Source organism: Acinetobacter sp. SCLZS86 (genome assembly GCF_021560715.1).
In the GTDB taxonomy this organism is placed as follows: Bacteria; Pseudomonadota; Gammaproteobacteria; order Pseudomonadales; family Moraxellaceae; genus Acinetobacter; species Acinetobacter towneri_A.
Window position 1 is genome coordinate 551,572 of sequence record NZ_CP090864.1, and the last position, 17,708, is coordinate 569,279.

The window sequence follows — 17,708 nt, forward strand, 5'->3', positions numbered from 1 at the left end:
AGCGCAGCTCAAATAGTGCGCTTTTTGTGATTTTGTCTATGGGTTTTAGATGATTGATGCTTAATGCGTTGGTGGTTGATGATGGGCAATTTCAATTTGATTTAAAATATAATTGCTCATATTTTTCGCCATTTCTTCTTTGGCAAAATACACTTCACCAATGTTGTCCTTACGAATCACTTCTGCTTCAGCTTTGCTTTCTGCGCACACCAAAACCTGAATTTCTGGGTTTAGGGTTTTGGCAATATCCACAATTTTATGAATATCCAGAATATCCATAGGCGAGAGAACGAGCAGTCGAGCATGTTGAATATGTGCCTGAATCAGTACACCTGCTTCTGTGGCAATCCCGCTGACCGCAGCAATACCTTTTTCACGTAAGTCTTCGACAATTTCACGGTTCTCTTCTGCAATCACGACCTTAATATTCTCAGCCATGAGATTTTTGGTAATGCGGCGTCCGACTTCACCATGTCCAACAATCACCACCTGATCTCGTAAATAATCCTGTGAGACTTCATCGGGCAACATCGCTAAAGGGTCGCTGCTACGTTCGAGCAAACGCGCCAAATAAGAACGTTCCCGAATCCAGTTTTGCACAGGCTCAATCGCAGAAAAAACAAAGGAATTGAGGGTAATTGAAATGAGCGCACCTGCTAAAATTAGGTTTTGTCCTTCTAGTGACAGCAGTTGTAGCGATACGCCTAAGGTTGCCAAAATAAAGGAAAACTCACCAATTTGCGCTAAGCTTGCACCTACAGTTAAGGCCGTGTTGAGTGGGTAGCGGAAGAACAGCACCAACGCCATTGCCGCAATGGTTTTACCCACCATAATAATGGCGACCACAGCCAGTACGTGTATCGGTTCTTCAATTAAAATACGTGGATCAAACAGCATGCCCACGGCTACAAAGAACAGGATTGAGAAAATTTCACGTAGTGGAAGAGTTTCTTCTTCGGCACGATGGCTAAAGTCAGACTCTTTCACCACCATACCTGCAAAGAATGCACCGAGCGCCATCGATACGCCAAAGACTTTATAGGCACCAAAGGCAATTGATACCGCTGCTGCAACTACAGTTAGGGTAAACAGTTCCCTTGAGCCTAAACGTGCCACAATTTGCATGATAAAGGGCACAAGGCGTTTGCCCACAATGAGCATAAAGGCAATGAAGCCTGATACCTTAAGTAAGGTTAGCCCCAAAGTTAGCCAGATATTTTCATCATTTGCACCTTCAATGGCTTGTCCACCCAGTAATACGGCTGTTGCGGGAAGCAGTACCAAGGCCAAGACCATCACCAAGTCTTCAACCAATAACCAACCTACGGCAATTTTACCGTTCACGGAGTCGAGCAAGCCGCGATCTCCTAAGGCTTTGAGCAAAACAACGGTACTGGCACAGGACAGGCTTAAGCCAAAGATGAGCGCAGGACCAAAGCTCCAGCCCCACATCATCGACACACTCACACCCAATAAAGTCGCCACTGCAATTTGTAGGATTGCACCGGGTAGGGCAATGCGTCGGACTTGCATGAGATCATTCAGGGAAAAGTGCATGCCCACGCCGAACATGAGGAACATGACCCCAAGTTCTGCTAATTGGTTGGCTAAATGGATATCTGCCACAATGCCCGGTGTGTTGGGACTAATGATGACACCTGCAATCAAATAGCCCATAAGTGGTGGAAGACGTAAGCGCGCAGCAATATAGCCAAATACCAGTGCTAAGCTAAAACCAACGGCAAGTAAGATGATGAGTTCTACATCATGAGGCACGAGAAACTCCTAAGCCATGGTGAAGGGGTGGTCATAAGATTGAAGTAAGACAAGCACAAACAGTGCCAAAAAAGAAAGCGAGGAAATTTTAACAAGTCAGGCAAAAAAAGTGCAAAAAAAACGACCTGAATAAGGTCGTTTTTTAAAAAAGCTAAAATTATTTGATTTTAGCTTCTTTGAAAACTACGTGTTGACGGATTTTTGGATCAAATTTTTTGATTTCCATTTTTTCCGGCATAGTACGTTTGTTTTTAGTCGTGGTATAGAAATAACCTGTACCAGCTGTAGAAACTAAGCGAATCTTATCACGCATTGTCCTGACTCCTTACTTAGATCTTTTGACCTTGAGCACGTAGGTCAGCAACAACCTTTTCAATGCCCAATTTGTCGATAATACGCATACCTTTAGTAGTTAAACGAAGACGTACGAAACGTTTTTCGCTTTCTAACCAGAAGCGGTGGTGGTGCAGGTTCGGCTCGAACCGGCGCTTAGTTTTGTTGTTGGCGTGTGAGACGTTGTTACCAACGACTGGACGCTTGCCGGTAACTTGGCAAACCTTAGACATGGTGTAACTCCATTGATTTAGCCAACAGCAAATCTGTATGGCCAGTCAAAAAAAACGGATGAATTCATTCAAGGGGCGTTTTATATCAAAAATACGCTTAAAAGACAAGCGATTTTCTTCAAAAACAGCATGAGCCTGTTTGATAGCTCATGCCTTGATCAGTTAACGAAGAAGCGTCTTCGAAATCAATCGATGAATCGGCTTATCAAATGGGGGGAGAATGAACTTTAAGCTGTATAGCTTAGGATTAGACATTACCGAACGTTCATGAGACAAGCTGAAAAAACCTTCTGGACCGTGATATTTCCCCATACCCGATGCACCAACACCCCCAAACGGTAAGTCATCTTGAGCAACGTGGGTCAATACAGTATTGAGTCCGAAATGCCCTGAATGGGTTCGCTGTGCGACATAGTCGGCACGCGCCTGATCAAAGTCGAAATAGTATAAAGCAAGAGGACGCGGTCGGCTATTAATAAACTCGATTACATCATCAATTTGTTCATATTCTAAGATTGGCAGGACTGGTCCAAAGATCTCATTTTGCATAATTTGCATGTCGGGACTGACATTAGTGAGTATCGTTGGTGCCATTTTGCGGGATGCAGCCACATTTTCACTTTGTGGATTAATTTCAATAATATTGGCACCTCGCTCACGTGCATCTTCTAAATAGCCCTGTAAGCGACGATATTGTTTGTCATTAATAATAGATGTGTAATCCTGGTTATCACGAATATGAGGATACATTTCGGTCACAAACTGCTCGAAATGCTCCATAAACTCGGCAGTTTTGCCTTTAGGCAAGAACATATAGTCGGGTGCAACACAGGTTTGTCCTGCATTCCAGAGTTTACCTACAGCAATACGCTGTGCTACATCGACCATATCGCTAGATGGATGCACCAAAACAGGGGATTTTCCACCCAATTCTAAAATGACAGGCACGAGGTTTTGTGACGCGGCAGCCATTACAGTTTTGCCAACTTCGGTAGAGCCTGTGAAAATAATTTTGTCAAAAGGCAAATGACAGAACGCATCGGAAATAATACCGCCACCATTGATTACCGCTACCAATTCTTGCGGAAATGCTTCACTCATTGCATTTTCCAATACCTTGCCAAAATGTGCAGAAGCACTGGAAATTTTGATCATGGCATGGTTGCCCGCAGCCAAAGCACAGATCAGAGGACCTAAAGACAACAGTAGAGGGTAGTTCCATGGCGTAATAATGCCAATCACCCCTAAAGGCTGATACTGTACCCATGCTTTTGCAGGTTGGTGAATGATTCCGACCTGACGTTTAGAGGGTTTCATCCAGTTGGCCAGGTTTTTGCTGTAATATTTGATATGTTCCAAGCAGGTAAGTACTTCGCCAATTTGAGTTTCGGCAATGGCACGGTTGCCATAGTCACGGTTAATGGCTTCAGCAAATTGATCCTGATATTTCACAATCACACGTTTTAAACGGGCTAAACGTTCAATGCGTTCTTTGGCACTAGGTACTGGATTGCGCTGATAAGCATATTTCTGCAATGCCAAAATATCATCCAGACGTTGTAAATCGGGTGAATGTGGGGTCATTGAAGTTGTTTTTGTCTGACTGTTCATGGCATGTTACCATTCAATAAAAGCAATATAAGTTAGTTTTTAGAGTATTTACTCTAATCAGTCAAGTGACTTTATGTTTTCATGCCCCCTCAAATTTAAAGAATGGTTGTTTTTAGGATGTCTCAAACCAAAACGTTGAAAACCAAAGAGCGTATTTTGCAATTGAGTTTGAAATTGTTTAATGAGCGTGGTGAGCGTTCAGTTACAACCAATCATATTGCGGCTGAGTTGGGCATGAGCCCAGGAAATTTGTACTACCATTTTCGCAATAAGAACGAAATCATTAAAGAGTTAATGGAGCAATATCAGCAGGAAACCTTGGAAATGCTAGCCCTGCCTGAAAGCCGCGCTTTGGATGCTAACGATAAAATTCGTTATTTTCAGGTGCTCAGCAGTCAGTTATGGGCCTATCGTTTTTTGCATCGCGATGTCTATCATTTGGTCGAAACCAATGAAGATTTCCGTAAGATGTATCCTCGTTTTGCAGGACAAGTTATGCAGCAGGGACAGAAAATTTATCAGGCTTTTGTGAATGCGGGTCTGATGCAAATGACCGAGTCCGAAATTGAAGCTTTGATTATCAATATTTGGATTGTACTGACCAACTGGACTAACTTCTTATATATGTCGGGACATATTACCGATTCAAACCACTTGGAAGAAAAATGGATTTGGCAGGCTTTACGTCAAATGCTGTTCCTTGAAGGGGCGTATTTACGTGGTGAAAGTCGTGCAACTTATGAGCGTTTACTTGAAACGCTAGGTACATCTGAACTGTTTGAGAGTTTATCATCCAGTAAAAATACTTAAGCCGGCTAAGTGACTGCGAATACCTATTTAGAATGTCTGAGAAACGCGCTAGAATACTCGGCTTGTTTTTCAATTTAACCAAGTAGTGACTAAAAACAACATGAATATGACGACTGCGAATACTGCACGTTTACTGATTACTTGTGAAGATAAGCCTGGTATTGTGCAGGCTGTATCGAGCTTTTTGTATCATCAAGGAGCCAACATTACCGCGCTTGATCAATACGCAACAGAAGCTCAGGGCGGGCGTTATTTCATGCGGGTTGAGTTTGAACTGGATCACTTGCAAAGTCGTAAAGAAAGCTTATTGCAAACCTTTGCTTCCAACGTAGCAGAGCGTTATGAAATGCAATGGCGTTTGGCTTTGGTCAGCGATGTGAAAAAAGTCGGCATTTTGGTGTCTAAAGTAGATCATGCTTTACTGGAGTTGTTATGGCGTCATGCACGTGGTGGTTTACCCTGTGAAATTACCAAAGTGGTGTCCAATCATGACACCTTGCGTGAAGCGGTAGAAAATTTTGGTATTCCGTTTGAAGTTGTACCTGTGAATAAAGAAAATAAGCGTGAAGCTTACGCTAAAATTGATGAATTGATGCAAGGCAATGATTTATTGGTATTGGCGCGTTATATGCAAATTCTAGATGAAGAGTTTGTATCTAAATGGGAAATGAAAGTGATCAATATTCACCATTCATTCCTGCCTGCTTTTGTCGGTGCAAACCCATATAAACAAGCTTATGAAAAAGGCGTAAAACTGATTGGTGCAACTGCGCACTATGTAACGGCAGACCTAGATCAAGGTCCGATTATTGAACAAGATGTTGAACGTGTAAACCACGACTTTACGGTAGATCAACTGCGTGAATTAGGGCAGGATGTGGAACGTAATGTACTGGCACGTGCAGTTAAATGGCATTTGGAAGACCGTATTATTGTAGATGGCAACAAAACTGTTGTATTTCAATAAGGTAAAAGCCATTTAAAACAATTAATACATGCCGTCATGGCATGTTTTTTTATGGTATGGTTGTAATGTTATAACATTTGATTTAGCTATTTCTTAATCGTAAATTTAATGGATAATTCACGGTTGTTATTAAAAAGTAGTTGCAAATGAAAACACTTCTCATTTATTATTGCGTTACTTTAATTGTGCTAACCGATCAGTTTGATCGTATAAGCTGTGATGGTTTGGCAATAGCTTTCCAAGGTCGCTGACTTTAATGAACCAATCTCCCAACGCTATGATGCATATATCCCACACTATGAAAAAGAAAGTTGTAACAGCTTTAGTCGTGGTTGCATTGGGGCACTTGGGCGCATTGTGGGCATTGGGACAGATGCAAACCCCAAGCTTAAAGCCAATAGAAAAAGAACCTTTAAAAGTCCGCTTTGTAAAAATTCAAGAACAGCCTAAACCGTTACCACCACAACCAAAAGCTGAACCACAACCTGAAAAAAATAAGCCACAGCCTGTAAAAGAAGTGGCTGTGGTAGAAAAACCATTGCCACCGCCACCGAAAAAAGTAGAAAAAGTGCAGCAGGTGAAAAAAGCTGAAGTGCCTAAGCCTGTGGCAAAACCCATTGAAAAACCTGTCGAGCGAGTGGTGCAACCTGCACCTGTAGCAACGGTGACTGAAACTAAAGTGGTACAGCCCACACCGAAACCGACAGTTGTACCTGTTGCGCCAGCACCTGCTCCTGTCGCACCTTCTGCTCCTAAAACAGTGTCGATTGGCGGTTCAGGGGTGCAATGGAGTCGTTCACCAAAACCAACTTATAGTAACCGTGATTTACAGGGAGAAACCCGTAACGTGGTGGTTCGGATTGAAGCCAATGAAAAAGGCGTGATTACCGATGCACAAATTACGCGTTCTAGTGGTTTACCTGCTTTAGATCAAAAGATTTTACGCGCAGTGCGTAGTGCAAAATTCAAACCGTACAAAGAAAATGGCGTGGCTTATCCAATTCGTGCTGAGCAGCCTTTTGAATTGACATTGAACCCTAACGGCTAACCTTCAACAGGAGTTCGAGTATGAACTTTTCCGTCTATTGGCAACATGCAGATGCAGTCAGCAAAACGCTGTATTTCGTGTTATTGGCGATGTCGATTGCGACATGGACCATCTTCGCATTGCGTTTGATGGGCACGCGTCAATTGAAGCAACAAGCTTATGCTCAACTGTCACAAGCTTTAAATCAACTGAAAGCAAAATTGGCACACTTAAATTTTGAGCAGCGTAAAGCGGTTGCTGAACAAGCCTTATTGCGTCAAATTTCGGTAGAAAAAGCATCGGCAGAAAAAGGCGTAGCGGTACTGGGTACAATTGCCTCATTAGCACCGTTTGTGGGTTTGTTTGGTACAGTTTGGGGTATTTTCCATGCGCTCGTTGCAGTTGGAAAAAGCGGTCAGGCGGGATTGGCCCAAGTGGCAACACCTGTTGGTGAAGCGTTAATTATGACAGGCTTCGGTTTGGCGGTCGCGATTCCTGCCGTGATTGCTTATAACATTTGCTCGCGTGTAAACCGTACCTTATCAACAAACTTGCAAGATCATGCACATAGTTTGCTGATTGACACCATGTTGCAACAAGATTCTTCTGTGCAAAAAACTGAAGTGAATGCGACACAGCAAAGCTTAGTCGGAGGTCAGGTTTAATGGCTTTTCAATTGGGTGAAGACAACGACTCAGGCATGAATGAGATGAACCTCATTCCCCTGATCGACATTATGTTGGTATTGATGATCATCTTTTTGGTGACAGCGACCGTTGCCAACCCATCTATACCATTGACCTTGCCGCAAACGACTGCAGAGATTGTCGATTTACCCCCTGAGCAAATTCAGGTCAGTATTAATGCCAAGGGTGAAGTGGCGTGGGATGATCAAATTATTAGCTTAGATGAATTGCAAACCCGCTTTAACAACGCTAGTCAGCAAGCACAGCAACCAACAGTGGTATTAAGAGCCGATAAAGAATCGCGTTATGATACTGTAGCGCAAGTGATGTCACGTGCGAGTGAAGCTGGACTCAGTGATATTGCTTTCGCAACAGACGATTAACTTAATATTTAAAATCAGCGATCTTTTTAGGTCGCTTTTTTTATGCAAAGTCGCGCATAATGCCAAAACGCCTCACGTACAGCAATGTTGACGATCTAAAAGATTTAGATTGAGTCCGCGGCTTACTTTCAACTCTATTTTTATCTCAGATCAGGTTCAGCCATGAGTTCACGCCAAGCACTTGATGCAAAAGCCAGCAGTATGATGCTGATTTTGTGTGTGTTTTGGGGGCTGCAACAAGTGGTGCTAAAAGTTGCTGCAGTAGATATTGCACCCTTGATGCAATTGGCACTCCGTTCAGGTTTGTCTGCTGTGATGGTGTTGCCTTTGTTGTTGCTTGCAAGAAATACACAATGGGCTTCGACTGAATATCTGCCTGCAGGCGTATTGGTGGGTATTTTATTTGCTGCAGAATTTTTTATGTTAGGGCAGGCGATTCAATATACATCTGCGTCGCATGTGGTGGTTTTACTGTATACCGCGCCTATTTTTGTGGCTTTAGCACTGCACTGGAAACTCCCTGCAGAGCGTTTATCTTGCTTGCAATGGGGCGGGATTCTGTTGTCTTTTGCTGGCATAGCAGTGACTTTTTTATGGCGTGATACTGTACAACAAGAGACTCACCAAAACTTTAGCCACATGCTTTTTGGCGACTTACTTGCGCTGAGTGCAGGCATACTTTGGGCAGCCACAACGGTGGCGGTACGTCTAAGTCGTTTATCGGAAGCACCTGCAACACAAACCTTGTTTTACCAATTGATGGGTGGTTTTTTGATTTTACTGCCGATGGCTTGGTGGATGGGGCAGGCCGAAATTCATTGGACAGCCTTAACCATAGGCAGTTTGATTTTTCATGCAGTATTGATTTCGTTTATGAGCTATCTCGCTTGGTTTTGGCTGCTGAAACAATATTTGGCATCCAGTTTAGGTGTGTTTTCATTTTTAACGCCATTATTTGGCGTATTATTTGGTGTGTGGTTGTTGAATGAAAGCTTGAGCCAAAGCTTTATGTTTGGGGCTGTTTTGGTCATGCTTGGTATGTTGATGGTGAATGCTCAAGGTTGGGTTAAAACAAAACTCAGATAAAGCAAAGCAATAAGCTTTGTGGCTTTCGCTTGAGTTTGCTTGGTTGTGGTTTATCGACTTTATCTGCAATCAAACACAAACCATCTTCAAGCGACTGAGGGGACTGCACACCTAAACTTGAAGAGGATTTGTGCCAAAAAATTGAAATGTTCTAGATGAGCAATTACTTCGTTTCAAAAATCTTAGAAAGCGGAATCGACAACTTGGCAGCTAAATATTCATCGGTTTCATTGAGTATGGGGCCGAGTTTTTGCATCCATTCATCATGAGTATAAACATTGGTCAAGTCCTTACGACGTGGCAACGAATACGGTAACTGTGAATAAAAGCTCCAAAAATCTACCTGAGATAGATTACGCACCAATACAAATTCATCATTTTCTGTACGTTTAATTAAGTTTTGTTGTTCTAGCATTCGCACATAAGACGGCCAGCGGCCGATTTCGTTATGTCCCAATACATGCAGCGCTTCAGCTTCAGAGACACTTTCTCCGCGCATTTGCTTTTTATAAAACAATTCCAGCAAGTCCAGTAACATGAGCAACGGGTGGCATTTTTTCTCGCGTCTGGCTTCAAAAGCGGTCAGGGCAAAACTAATTTCAACACCCAAAAGCACAATATTCCAAGACAGAAAAATCCACAGTAAGAAAATAGGTACGGCAGCAAATGCACCATAAATAATTTCATAACTGGTGAAGTTGGACATAATAAAACCAAACAGGTTTTTCAAACATTCAAATACAACAGCACTGAATATTCCTGCAATTAATGCTGCTTTAATGGGTACGCTGCGGTTGGGAATGGTCCAGTTCAGAATAAAAAAACCCAAAATGGTCAGTGCAAATGAAATCAGCCATAAAATAAATGCACCATTGAGTTCATAACCTGCAAAGTTATTACTCAGCACATTCATAGAAGCCAAAGTTGAGGAAATGACAAAAGCACTGCCCAGTAAAATAGGGCCTAATGAAATGATGGTCCAATAACGCATAAAACCCACAATGCCGCCACGAGTTTCCTTCACCCGCCATATTCGGTTAAACACAGTTTCAATACTAGTCAGCATCATCACCGTGGTCACAAATAAAAACAAAATCCCGATGATAGTTAAATTACTGGATTTGTCGGTAAAGGCATTTAGGGCTTTATCAAAGGCGATGGTGGTTTTAGGTAAAAAATTGCTGTAAATCAATTGTTGTAATTGTTGCCGTGCGGGTTCGAGTGCCTTAATGGATGAGATGATCACCAAAAACACAGTGAGCATGGGTACAACGGCAAACAGGGTAGTGTAGGTTAAAGAGCCTGCTTGTTCACGGCAGCGATCTGCTTCAAAGCGACGCAGCACAAATAAGACAAATTGAAACCATTGTTTGTCATAAAAAGGCAGTTTCTTTAAATATTCAACGATCATACAGTGGCTGTCTCAACTTTTTTAATCATCTTTATCTGTTTTCATGGTTAAGCTTAACCAAAAAAGCAGCAAAATACCGTATAGTTTTCATTTTTAGTCTGATTTCTTAGCATGATGCAAGCATATATTCTAGTTTTGTACTTTAGTAAATATGGTTCTACCAAAGAAATGGCACATTTAATTGCCAACGGGGTAGAAGCCAGTGGCATGCCCGTTAAAATTAGAACTGTGCCCAATATCTCTACAGTGGTGCAACAAGCCGAGCCAAGTATTCCTGCCGAAGGTGATATTTATTGCACTTTAGAAGACCTAGCAAATTGTGCAGGTTTGGCTTTGGGTTCGCCTACACGCTTTGGCAATATGGCATCAGAAATGAAATATTTCTGGGATCAAACCACCAGTCTTTGGCTGAATGGCGCCTTGCACAATAAACCTGCCTGTGTTTTCACCTCATCGGGTTCGATGCATGGGGGACAGGAAAGTACCTTATTGACCATGTTACCGCCATTGTTTCACCACGGGATGATGATTATGGGACTGCATAATGCACATCCTGCTTTATCGAATACGAAAACGGGCGGCACTCCGTATGGTGCTACGCATGTGAGCGGCCCACGCCACGATCAGGCTTTGAGTCAGGATGAAAAAATACTGTGTGAAGCCCAAGGACAACGTTTAGGCGAAATGGTAAAAAAATTACAGGGGATCTGAGATTCTTTCTTCAATCAAGATGAAGCGTAAAATGTGGATGTCATTTTACGCTTTTATCTTTTGTACTTGAATTTGATTGGCTTATGTAGCATTGAGCCTGCTAAAAAAGAAGTTCACTTTTCACCTAAAATCACCATTTGCAGTGATATTGAGTTTTTCTCTTTTCAGGTCTAATCACCGCTTTAAAAGCAGAGTTTTCTGTCACGGTTCACGCAGCATTTTTTTGCAGGCTAGGGTCTGTTGACATTTCATAAATGGCTTGCGCTGTAGGCTAAAACTGAGCAGATCAGGCATGAAACGCAAGGAATAGCGAGATTATTGCTAAGTTTCATAACGCAATCTGAGAAAGTTTTAGCCACAGCCTTTCGGGGCGAGCATATTTTTTGCTGCTATTGCGTTATGTGCCAGTCATTTAGAATGACTAAATTTCCTGTCCCATGCCTTATATCAGCTAAAAAACCTTGCGAGATATATCTCTCATGCCGCAAACATAGACGAATTGTCAACAGACCCTAATGTATTGAGCACAACGGACTGCTGTAAAAATGAGAGATTGAGGAAAAGTGAAAATGAATAAGTGGGTGCTGATTGGGTTAGCTCTATTGAGTTTAGGATATTCATGGTCGAGTGTTGCAGCGACTGAAATTGTGCATACTCTGAGCTTTCCAGAAGAACAACGTATTGAAAAACAAGCTGCGGAAGCACAGTATTTAGCGGCAGAAAAAACTGTGATGACTTCTGCAAGCAGTACTGCAAAATAAAAAGATGTAATCAAAAAGTGCTGCCATGTGCAGCATTTTTTTGAAATTGATTTAGGGCTATTTAGAGTGGCTTGGCTGTTTGAATTTTTTCTTTAAAGCGGTGTTTGCACTTGAGGCATTGAAAATCCAGAAAAATATTCTGATCGACAATTACACCTGCTTTTTTACCAAAGCGATGCCCAAGAAAACCGCCTGTGATTCCCACACTAATTGCCCCGACAAACGTGCCAATCGTGCCGCCCATAATTACGCCCAATGGTCCTGCGGCAGTACCGATTGCCGCACCAATAGAAGCTCCTGAAGCTGCGCCGCCTACTGTACCTGCTGCCGTACCTGCAGAGCCTAATAATACGCCACCAATTTTTTGTAAGTTTTGTTCATGGTTGCGTTTTTCAACTTGAGTTGAACCACATTTCGGACAGGTGATACTGTGTTGCATCAACGGATTGTCTTGTGTCATGACTGTAAATTGCCTTATGCTCATGCCGCATGCATCAATGCACGCAGACGATCTAAAAAGTGCTGTCTAGAGCAGCAATCAGAAAAACTAGACTGCTGAATCACTGTTATTTCAAGTGCAGAATGGCGTAGCACGGCTATTTTGTAAATAAAATATATGTAAATGAGTTGTTTAAGTTTAAAAAAAGCATAAAAAAAAGAGCGCCTAAGCACTCTTTGATCATCGGGTTTAAATGATGAACCAACATCAGTTTTCATCGACCTTAATCGCGTACAAATTCAACTGTACCGTTTGCCAAAGACTTTACTCGTGCCAATGATTCAACGCGATAGCCTTTTTCAAGCAATAATTCACGACCCGGCTGGAATGACTTTTCAATCACAATCCCAATACCCACGACTTGTGCATTGGCTTGATGGATTAAATCTGCTAAACCGAGTGCAGCTTGACCATTTGCCAAAAAGTCATCAATTACCAAGACTTTGTCGCTAGCGCTAATATGTTTGTTTGAAATGGCAATCGTACTCTCAGTTTGCTTGGTAAATGAAAATACTTTAGAGCGGTATAAATCATCTTTTAAGGTTAACGATTGATATTTACGTGCAAAAATGACAGGTACGCCAAGTTCTAAACCTGCCATTACTGCAGGCGCAATGCCAGAAGCTTCGATAGTAATAATTTTGGTGATGCCTGCATCTTTAAACAAGCGCGCAAATTCTTGACCAATTTGCTGCATCATCACTGGGTCAATTTGATGGTTTAAGAAAGAATCGACTTTTAGAACCGCTTCGGATAGAACGATACCTTCGGCTAAAATTTTCTGTTCTAGTGCATGCACGGGAGAATCCTCAAGGGCAGGTGCTTTTTAAAGCAAAAGCGTATTTTAAAAAGCACCTGAAAAAATGCAAGAAGAATTTACCAAAGGGTGAATAGCTGCCATGCTGTGCTCAGTAGTTATATTCTAAATTAGCTGGTTGGACCTTTATAGCCTGTGAGCAATAAGCCATAAGACTTGTCTTTGTCTTGGTGGGTGACTTTTACAGGCAAGTAGTCAAGTTTAGGTGCCAACCAGAAAATCGTATCACGGTTCGGTTTGTTGTGTTTTAGCACCACTTTAATCGTGTCAAAAGTACCGTAATTGGTTTTGATCTTTTCGGCACCTTGTTTAATAAAGCGACGTGATTCAACCTCGTTATTATCGGCAATATAGTAGCTCGATTTTAAACCGCCACTTTTTAAATCTTCACGGATTTGCAGCTCTGCATTCAACTCATCCAACACGCCCGCTTTCCACGCAAAAGAACGGGTATCGCCGTCCTTTTTGGTGTTAATAGTTTTTGCCGAAGGATTGAAATTAATACTCATGGTATTGTTATGAACTAAAATCTTACTGCTGCGGCTGAAGCTAGATGAGCCAATTTTGCCATCATTAAAACTAAAACGACTAGTTTCTGTGGCAGAAGCGATTACGCCAGCTTTAGCAGCAAACACATAACTCCATTGGTTACCTGTTTTGCTTAAAGTTCGTGTTGCAGAACCTAAGTTCTTACCATTGTAGTTAAATTGATAACTGGCTTGGAAAGGACTCATGGCAAATGTTTGGCTAGAGAAACCAGCCATGAACAGTGCTGTAGACACACTGGCTGCCATACCCATTTTTTTCAATACATGATTTGCCATTGCTGAGATATTTCCTCTGTAAATAGGGAGATGCAATTTACTTGCTTACTGCCATTATAGGTGTTGAATATGAAGAGAAGATTAGGAAATATGCGGCTTGTGTCGTTTTTCTGTACGAATTCTCTTCTAAAGTTTTAGCTTAGCTTTATTTTTGTTTCAGCGGTGTGACTTGGGTATCTGCAAGAGAGTCTTCCACATCTTCTAGTTTTTCTTCAGACATTTTGCGGAACAACGCCGTCAAATTGACGTTGCCAGTCAGGACCAATTCCGCTTCGCGTAATACCGCATGATTCACATGAACTTTACTGAGTGTATCAATGATAGAGCGGTTTTTACCTAACCAGCGATTTAAGTCTAAATGCAGTAAATCATCTTTGACTTTAATAACTTTGAGTTTTTCCAAAATCATGCCCAAAGGGTCATCATTGCGTATTTTTTGATAGTAAAATAAAGCACACTTAACCGCGATTTTATGTAAAAAGCTTGGATAACTCGCCTCAATGACCTGCGTGTCACTAATTTGTTCAAACACGATGAGCTGAGTATCTTTATTCAATTCCATCAGCACCAATTTTAAATCGACAGATAGAGTAATATTCAAACCGTTATAATCTAGGGTTGCGTAAAGACGTAACCAATCGTCGTGTAAGTCTGCATGCAGATCTTGCAACATTTTCACATTATCGGTCACAAAGCGCTGAAAAGTCGCATTTAAAAAGACCTGAGATAATGGAAATTCACGTTCATCCTCAATAAATCCTTCAGCTTTTTGGTACACTTGACGGATACGTTGAGAGATATTGGTGATCAGGGTTTGCATACGGCTGTCCAAGTCGGTCATTTATTCTTTACAGATACAAATATTTTGTCGAATTGTATTAAAAATACAGGAATAGAAGCTTGCAGTTTAACAAAATAAGTTGCACCATTTTTAAGATTTTAAGGCTCAGTAGTCAGCTTTTTGATGAACTTTGCAGTTTTGCAGAAAAGCAAAAACTGAGCAAAGTAATAATGCTCTTTAGTTTATACCGCATTTGGCGGCTTGGGGAATCAGACTTTTTGTCGGATTAATGTGATGCTAAAAAAAATTCAATTGATGCCTTCTGCGCAAAATTGGTGGAAAGATCCTATTTTTGCTGCAGCGTTGCTGGTGGCTGCTGTACTGCACGCATTAATTTTGGCAGTGCAGTTTGCTGCACCACAACAAAGCGATGCTGCGGTCAAGGAAATTGCGGTATCGGTACGCATGAGCGATGCAAAAGTTGAAGATGCAGATTTCTTAGCTCAAGCCGACCAGCAAGGTTCAGGTACATTCCGTGAACAACATCGCATCTCGAGTGACATGCCTGCGCCCATGACCGAACAAAGTGCAGGGGAGCAGGAATTAGAAAGTTTAGAGCGTATGCAGCAACAGCGTGAATTAAACTTTAAAGAAAAAGTGTTGATGACCACGCTCAGTTGGCAGAAACAGGCGGCAGAAAATCAGCGCAAAAAAGCCATGCAGGAGTTGAATAGTCAATTTCAAGCTAAGGCGGCCATGGTTGCCAGTATTGAAGCGCAATATTTACAACGCCAACAAAACTTTAGCCGTCAGCAAAAAATTAAAACCATTGATGGAATTCAGGCCAAGCAAGATAACACTGCGGGCTATATGGAAAAATTCCGTCAAAAAGTCGAGTTTTATGGCAACCGCTATTACCCCGAACAGGCCAAAGCACAGAATTTAGCGGGTGAGGTGCGTTTAATGGTGATTTTAAACAGCAATGGTGGGATTCGTGCCATTCGTTTAATTGAAAGTTCAGGTCATGCCATGTTAGATGAAGCAGCCAAAGCTTCGGTACGCAAAGCTGCACCTTTTGGTGCATTTGATGCGAAAATGAAAGATATTTCGGAATTGCGGATTGTGCGAACGTGGCGTTTTGACCCTGCCGAAGCTGAATTTGAAGTGCGCTAGTTTTTCGCTCTCTCTGGCTCTCTCCCAAAGGGAGAGAGGACTTTGTGGACAAGTAACAAGAATCTACTCTCTGCTTTACGCAGCAATGTTCTTCTGGTATTTAGCAATCATGGGACTCTAATGAATGTTCTCCCTCCCATTGGGAGGGAGTAGTTTTAAACAAAAAAGCGAGCCTTAGCCCGCTATTTTTATGATTTTCTAGAACTTCAAATTCAATCTCTTTCCACGTATGGATTATCCAAACCCAACTTGGCAAGAATCTCTATTTCCAAAGCTTCCATTTCTTCGGCATCCTCATCTGAGGTTTCATGATCATAGCCCATAAGGTGCAACGTGCCATGTACCAACATGTGAGTGAAATGCGCCAATGGTGTTTTAGCTTGTTCTGCAGCTTCCTGCAAAACCACAGGAATACAAATCACCAAATCACCAATAGGGAAACTCGGTAAAACTTGTGCCATTTCATCGGGTAAATCACTTGGAAAAGACAAGACGTTGGTAGATTTGTCTTTTTTGCGATATTCCAAATTGAGCTTGTGACTTTCGGCATGATCGACACAAGCAATTCCAATTTCACAATCACTTTGGGTGTCTATAAGTCTTAAAGTGGTTTCGACTACTTTTTTCAAATAGGCACGTTTTAACACTAGCTCAGGCGCTTGAATGTCCTGTTGCAGGCTCAAACTTAATTTCAAAATGAATCCTTAATTCTTCAGTAGGTTGCAGAACACATAGCAATTAATGCTGTGCATCTGCTGCGGCGTCATTTTCCGCAATTAATGCTTCTTGACGCGCTTTACGTTCTGCACGTGCTTCGGCACTTAATCGCTGTTGCTCACTGTCCCAGCCTTCATAGGCTTCAACAATTTTTTGCACCAACTGGTGACGTACCACATCGCGAGAGTGGAAACGGGTAATGTGAATTTCAGGGATTTTATCAATCACACGTAAGGCATGTGCCAGACCAGATTGCTGACCACGTGGTAAATCGACCTGAGTCACGTCACCTGTAATGACTGCACGTGAACCAAACCCTAAACGTGTCAGGAACATTTTCATTTGTTCAGGGGTGGTGTTTTGCGCTTCATCCAAAATCACAAAAGAGTGGTTGAGGGTGCGACCACGCATATATGCCAGTGGTGCAACTTCAATCACTTGACGTTCAATGAGTTTGGCGACTTTTTCAAAACCCAACATTTCATACAAGGCATCGTATAGGGGACGCAGATAAGGGTCAATTTTCTGAGTTAAATCACCTGGTAAAAAGCCCAGTTTTTCACCCGCTTCAACCGCAGGACGCACCAATAGAATCCGTTGGATTTCATTGCGTTCCAGCATATCTACGGCAGAGGCAACGGCTAAATAGGTTTTACCCGTACCTGCAGGGCCAATACCAAAGGAAATATCGCTTTGCAAAATACGCTGCACATAACGCTTTTGGTTGGCACCGCGTGGGTTAATACGCCCTTTGCGGGTTTGCAACCAAACAGCATCTAGTCCAGTATGCTCTTGCCCATCATCCGATTGTAATTCACGGTCAGTTTGACTGCCCTGAATCATCATGTGGAGCGTGTCTGCACTAATTTGTGCAGAGCTTTCCGCTTCTTCATGTAGGCGTTGCAAGAGCGTTTCGGCTCGCTCAACTGCATCAATGTCCCCATCTATAAAAAAGGCGTCACCACGATGGGAAATTTGCACGTCTAGACGTTGTTCGATTTGTTTCAAATGTCCGTTATAAGCACCGAGCATGCTTTTTAGACGTTCCATTGAAATGCCAGGAAAAGTTACTGTACGTCGAATCGCTGCAGTCAAGAGAATT

Annotated in this window: 20 protein-coding genes; 9 read left to right on the forward strand and 11 right to left on the reverse strand. The window is 42.2% G+C overall.

Translation table 11 applies throughout. From position 1 onward, the window contains the following. Window positions 1-60: 60 nt before the first annotated feature. From LZP46_RS02440 to LZP46_RS02455, 4 genes are all read right to left on the reverse strand, one after another. A complete protein-coding gene (locus LZP46_RS02440; protein WP_236094580.1) occupies window positions 61-1,776 on the reverse strand; it encodes a cation:proton antiporter in 1,716 nt (571 codons plus the stop codon). Window positions 1,777-1,933: 157 nt separating this feature from the next. Continuing rightward, window positions 1,934-2,089, reverse strand: a complete 156-nt coding sequence (gene rpmG, locus LZP46_RS02445; protein WP_004976146.1) for a 50S ribosomal protein L33 — start codon at window positions 2,087-2,089, stop codon at window positions 1,934-1,936. Between the two features lie 16 nt (window positions 2,090-2,105). Next, window positions 2,106-2,342, reverse strand: a complete 237-nt coding sequence (gene rpmB, locus LZP46_RS02450) for a 50S ribosomal protein L28 (RefSeq protein ID WP_000048256.1) — start codon at window positions 2,340-2,342, stop codon at window positions 2,106-2,108. 162 nt (window positions 2,343-2,504) lie between these two features. Continuing rightward, window positions 2,505-3,953, reverse strand: coding sequence for a coniferyl aldehyde dehydrogenase (locus tag LZP46_RS02455; RefSeq protein ID WP_236094582.1), 1,449 nt, complete (start codon window positions 3,951-3,953; stop codon window positions 2,505-2,507). A 117-nt stretch (window positions 3,954-4,070) separates the two neighbouring features. Here LZP46_RS02455 and LZP46_RS02460 point away from each other — a divergent pair, with 117 nt between their 5' ends. The 6 genes from LZP46_RS02460 (at window position 4,071) to LZP46_RS02485 (ending at window position 8,912) form a co-directional block, all read left to right on the forward strand. Further along, window positions 4,071-4,763: a TetR/AcrR family transcriptional regulator gene (locus tag LZP46_RS02460; RefSeq protein WP_236094583.1), complete on the forward strand. Its 693-nt coding sequence runs from the start codon at window positions 4,071-4,073 to the stop codon at window positions 4,761-4,763. 100 nt (window positions 4,764-4,863) lie between these two features. Further along, window positions 4,864-5,730, forward strand: a complete 867-nt coding sequence (gene purU / locus LZP46_RS02465) for a formyltetrahydrofolate deformylase (RefSeq protein WP_026438081.1) — start codon at window positions 4,864-4,866, stop codon at window positions 5,728-5,730. A gap of 256 nt (window positions 5,731-5,986) precedes the next feature. After that, window positions 5,987-6,778 carry an energy transducer TonB gene (locus LZP46_RS02470; protein WP_236094584.1) on the forward strand — a complete coding sequence of 264 codons (792 nt, stop codon included), beginning with the start codon at window positions 5,987-5,989 and terminating at the stop codon, window positions 6,776-6,778. Window positions 6,779-6,798: 20 nt separating this feature from the next. Continuing rightward, window positions 6,799-7,422 carry a MotA/TolQ/ExbB proton channel family protein gene (locus LZP46_RS02475; RefSeq protein WP_236094585.1) on the forward strand — a complete coding sequence of 208 codons (624 nt, stop codon included), beginning with the start codon at window positions 6,799-6,801 and terminating at the stop codon, window positions 7,420-7,422. After that, a complete protein-coding gene (locus LZP46_RS02480) occupies window positions 7,422-7,826 on the forward strand; it encodes an ExbD/TolR family protein (protein ID WP_236094586.1) in 405 nt (134 codons plus the stop codon). Before LZP46_RS02475 ends, LZP46_RS02480 begins: the two co-directional genes overlap by 1 nt. A gap of 162 nt (window positions 7,827-7,988) precedes the next feature. Then, window positions 7,989-8,912: a DMT family transporter gene (locus LZP46_RS02485; protein ID WP_236094587.1), complete on the forward strand. Its 924-nt coding sequence runs from the start codon at window positions 7,989-7,991 to the stop codon at window positions 8,910-8,912. A 163-nt stretch (window positions 8,913-9,075) separates the two neighbouring features. On the opposite strand, the gene LZP46_RS02490 is transcribed toward LZP46_RS02485, so the two are convergent. Further along, complete coding sequence (locus LZP46_RS02490) at window positions 9,076-10,323, reverse strand: YihY family inner membrane protein (RefSeq protein WP_236094588.1); 1,248 nt, start codon at window positions 10,321-10,323, stop codon at window positions 9,076-9,078. A 114-nt stretch (window positions 10,324-10,437) separates the two neighbouring features. Here LZP46_RS02490 and wrbA point away from each other — a divergent pair, with 114 nt between their 5' ends. Together wrbA and LZP46_RS02500 are read left to right on the forward strand one after the other, a co-directional pair. Continuing rightward, window positions 10,438-11,034, forward strand: a complete 597-nt coding sequence (gene wrbA, locus LZP46_RS02495; RefSeq protein ID WP_019836920.1) for an NAD(P)H:quinone oxidoreductase — start codon at window positions 10,438-10,440, stop codon at window positions 11,032-11,034. Window positions 11,035-11,603: 569 nt separating this feature from the next. Next, the gene (locus tag LZP46_RS02500) at window positions 11,604-11,795 is read left to right on the forward strand and encodes a hypothetical protein (protein ID WP_236094589.1); all 192 of its coding nucleotides are present in this window, start codon (window positions 11,604-11,606) and stop codon (window positions 11,793-11,795) included. 61 nt (window positions 11,796-11,856) lie between these two features. Here LZP46_RS02500 and LZP46_RS02505 read toward each other — a convergent pair whose 3' ends face one another. The 4 genes from LZP46_RS02505 to LZP46_RS02520 all read right to left on the reverse strand — a co-directional run bounded on the left by LZP46_RS02505 (window position 11,857) and on the right by LZP46_RS02520 (window position 14,755). Further along, on the reverse strand, window positions 11,857-12,255 hold the full coding sequence (locus LZP46_RS02505; RefSeq protein ID WP_070155254.1) for a hypothetical protein: 399 nt from the start codon (window positions 12,253-12,255) through the stop codon (window positions 11,857-11,859). 262 nt (window positions 12,256-12,517) lie between these two features. Then, the gene (locus tag LZP46_RS02510; protein ID WP_070155258.1) at window positions 12,518-13,093 is read right to left on the reverse strand and encodes a xanthine phosphoribosyltransferase; all 576 of its coding nucleotides are present in this window, start codon (window positions 13,091-13,093) and stop codon (window positions 12,518-12,520) included. Window positions 13,094-13,221: 128 nt separating this feature from the next. Beyond that, window positions 13,222-13,935, reverse strand: coding sequence for a DUF3108 domain-containing protein (locus LZP46_RS02515; protein WP_236094590.1), 714 nt, complete (start codon window positions 13,933-13,935; stop codon window positions 13,222-13,224). A 145-nt stretch (window positions 13,936-14,080) separates the two neighbouring features. After that, complete coding sequence (locus tag LZP46_RS02520; RefSeq protein ID WP_236095159.1) at window positions 14,081-14,755, reverse strand: hypothetical protein; 675 nt, start codon at window positions 14,753-14,755, stop codon at window positions 14,081-14,083. A gap of 276 nt (window positions 14,756-15,031) precedes the next feature. Here LZP46_RS02520 and LZP46_RS02525 point away from each other — a divergent pair, with 276 nt between their 5' ends. After that, complete coding sequence (locus LZP46_RS02525; RefSeq protein ID WP_236095160.1) at window positions 15,032-15,889, forward strand: energy transducer TonB; 858 nt, start codon at window positions 15,032-15,034, stop codon at window positions 15,887-15,889. A 212-nt stretch (window positions 15,890-16,101) separates the two neighbouring features. Here the strand turns inward: LZP46_RS02525 and ybeY are convergent, their stop codons facing one another. Together ybeY and LZP46_RS02535 are read right to left on the reverse strand one after the other, a co-directional pair. Beyond that, window positions 16,102-16,584, reverse strand: coding sequence for an rRNA maturation RNase YbeY (gene ybeY / locus LZP46_RS02530; protein ID WP_236094591.1), 483 nt, complete (start codon window positions 16,582-16,584; stop codon window positions 16,102-16,104). A 43-nt stretch (window positions 16,585-16,627) separates the two neighbouring features. After that, window positions 16,628-17,701, reverse strand: coding sequence for a PhoH family protein (locus tag LZP46_RS02535; RefSeq protein WP_236094592.1), 1,074 nt, complete (start codon window positions 17,699-17,701; stop codon window positions 16,628-16,630). Between the last annotated feature and the right edge of the window lie 7 nt (window positions 17,702-17,708).

Excerpts from the sequence above, each read along its gene's own strand:
- LZP46_RS02455 (WP_236094582.1), bottom strand. The coding sequence starts at position 3,953 with ATGAACAGTCAGACAAAAACAACTTCAATGACCCCACATTCACCCGAT.
- LZP46_RS02485 (WP_236094587.1), top strand. The coding sequence starts at position 7,989 with ATGAGTTCACGCCAAGCACTTGATGCAAAAGCCAGCAGTATGATGCTG.
- LZP46_RS02480 (WP_236094586.1), top strand. The coding sequence starts at position 7,422 with ATGGCTTTTCAATTGGGTGAAGACAACGACTCAGGCATGAATGAGATG.
- purU (WP_026438081.1), top strand. The coding sequence starts at position 4,864 with ATGAATATGACGACTGCGAATACTGCACGTTTACTGATTACTTGTGAA.
- LZP46_RS02505 (WP_070155254.1), bottom strand. The coding sequence starts at position 12,255 with ATGACACAAGACAATCCGTTGATGCAACACAGTATCACCTGTCCGAAA.
- LZP46_RS02470 (WP_236094584.1), top strand. The coding sequence starts at position 5,987 with ATGAACCAATCTCCCAACGCTATGATGCATATATCCCACACTATGAAA.
- LZP46_RS02460 (WP_236094583.1), top strand. The coding sequence starts at position 4,071 with ATGTCTCAAACCAAAACGTTGAAAACCAAAGAGCGTATTTTGCAATTG.
- LZP46_RS02475 (WP_236094585.1), top strand. The coding sequence starts at position 6,799 with ATGAACTTTTCCGTCTATTGGCAACATGCAGATGCAGTCAGCAAAACG.
- LZP46_RS02525 (WP_236095160.1), top strand. The coding sequence starts at position 15,032 with ATGCCTTCTGCGCAAAATTGGTGGAAAGATCCTATTTTTGCTGCAGCG.
- LZP46_RS02515 (WP_236094590.1), bottom strand. The coding sequence starts at position 13,935 with ATGGCAAATCATGTATTGAAAAAAATGGGTATGGCAGCCAGTGTGTCT.
- wrbA (WP_019836920.1), top strand. The coding sequence starts at position 10,438 with ATGCAAGCATATATTCTAGTTTTGTACTTTAGTAAATATGGTTCTACC.
- rpmG (WP_004976146.1), bottom strand. The coding sequence starts at position 2,089 with ATGCGTGATAAGATTCGCTTAGTTTCTACAGCTGGTACAGGTTATTTC.
- rpmB (WP_000048256.1), bottom strand. The coding sequence starts at position 2,342 with ATGTCTAAGGTTTGCCAAGTTACCGGCAAGCGTCCAGTCGTTGGTAAC.
- LZP46_RS02520 (WP_236095159.1), bottom strand. The coding sequence starts at position 14,755 with ATGCAAACCCTGATCACCAATATCTCTCAACGTATCCGTCAAGTGTAC.
- LZP46_RS02500 (WP_236094589.1), top strand. The coding sequence starts at position 11,604 with ATGAATAAGTGGGTGCTGATTGGGTTAGCTCTATTGAGTTTAGGATAT.
- LZP46_RS02490 (WP_236094588.1), bottom strand. The coding sequence starts at position 10,323 with ATGATCGTTGAATATTTAAAGAAACTGCCTTTTTATGACAAACAATGG.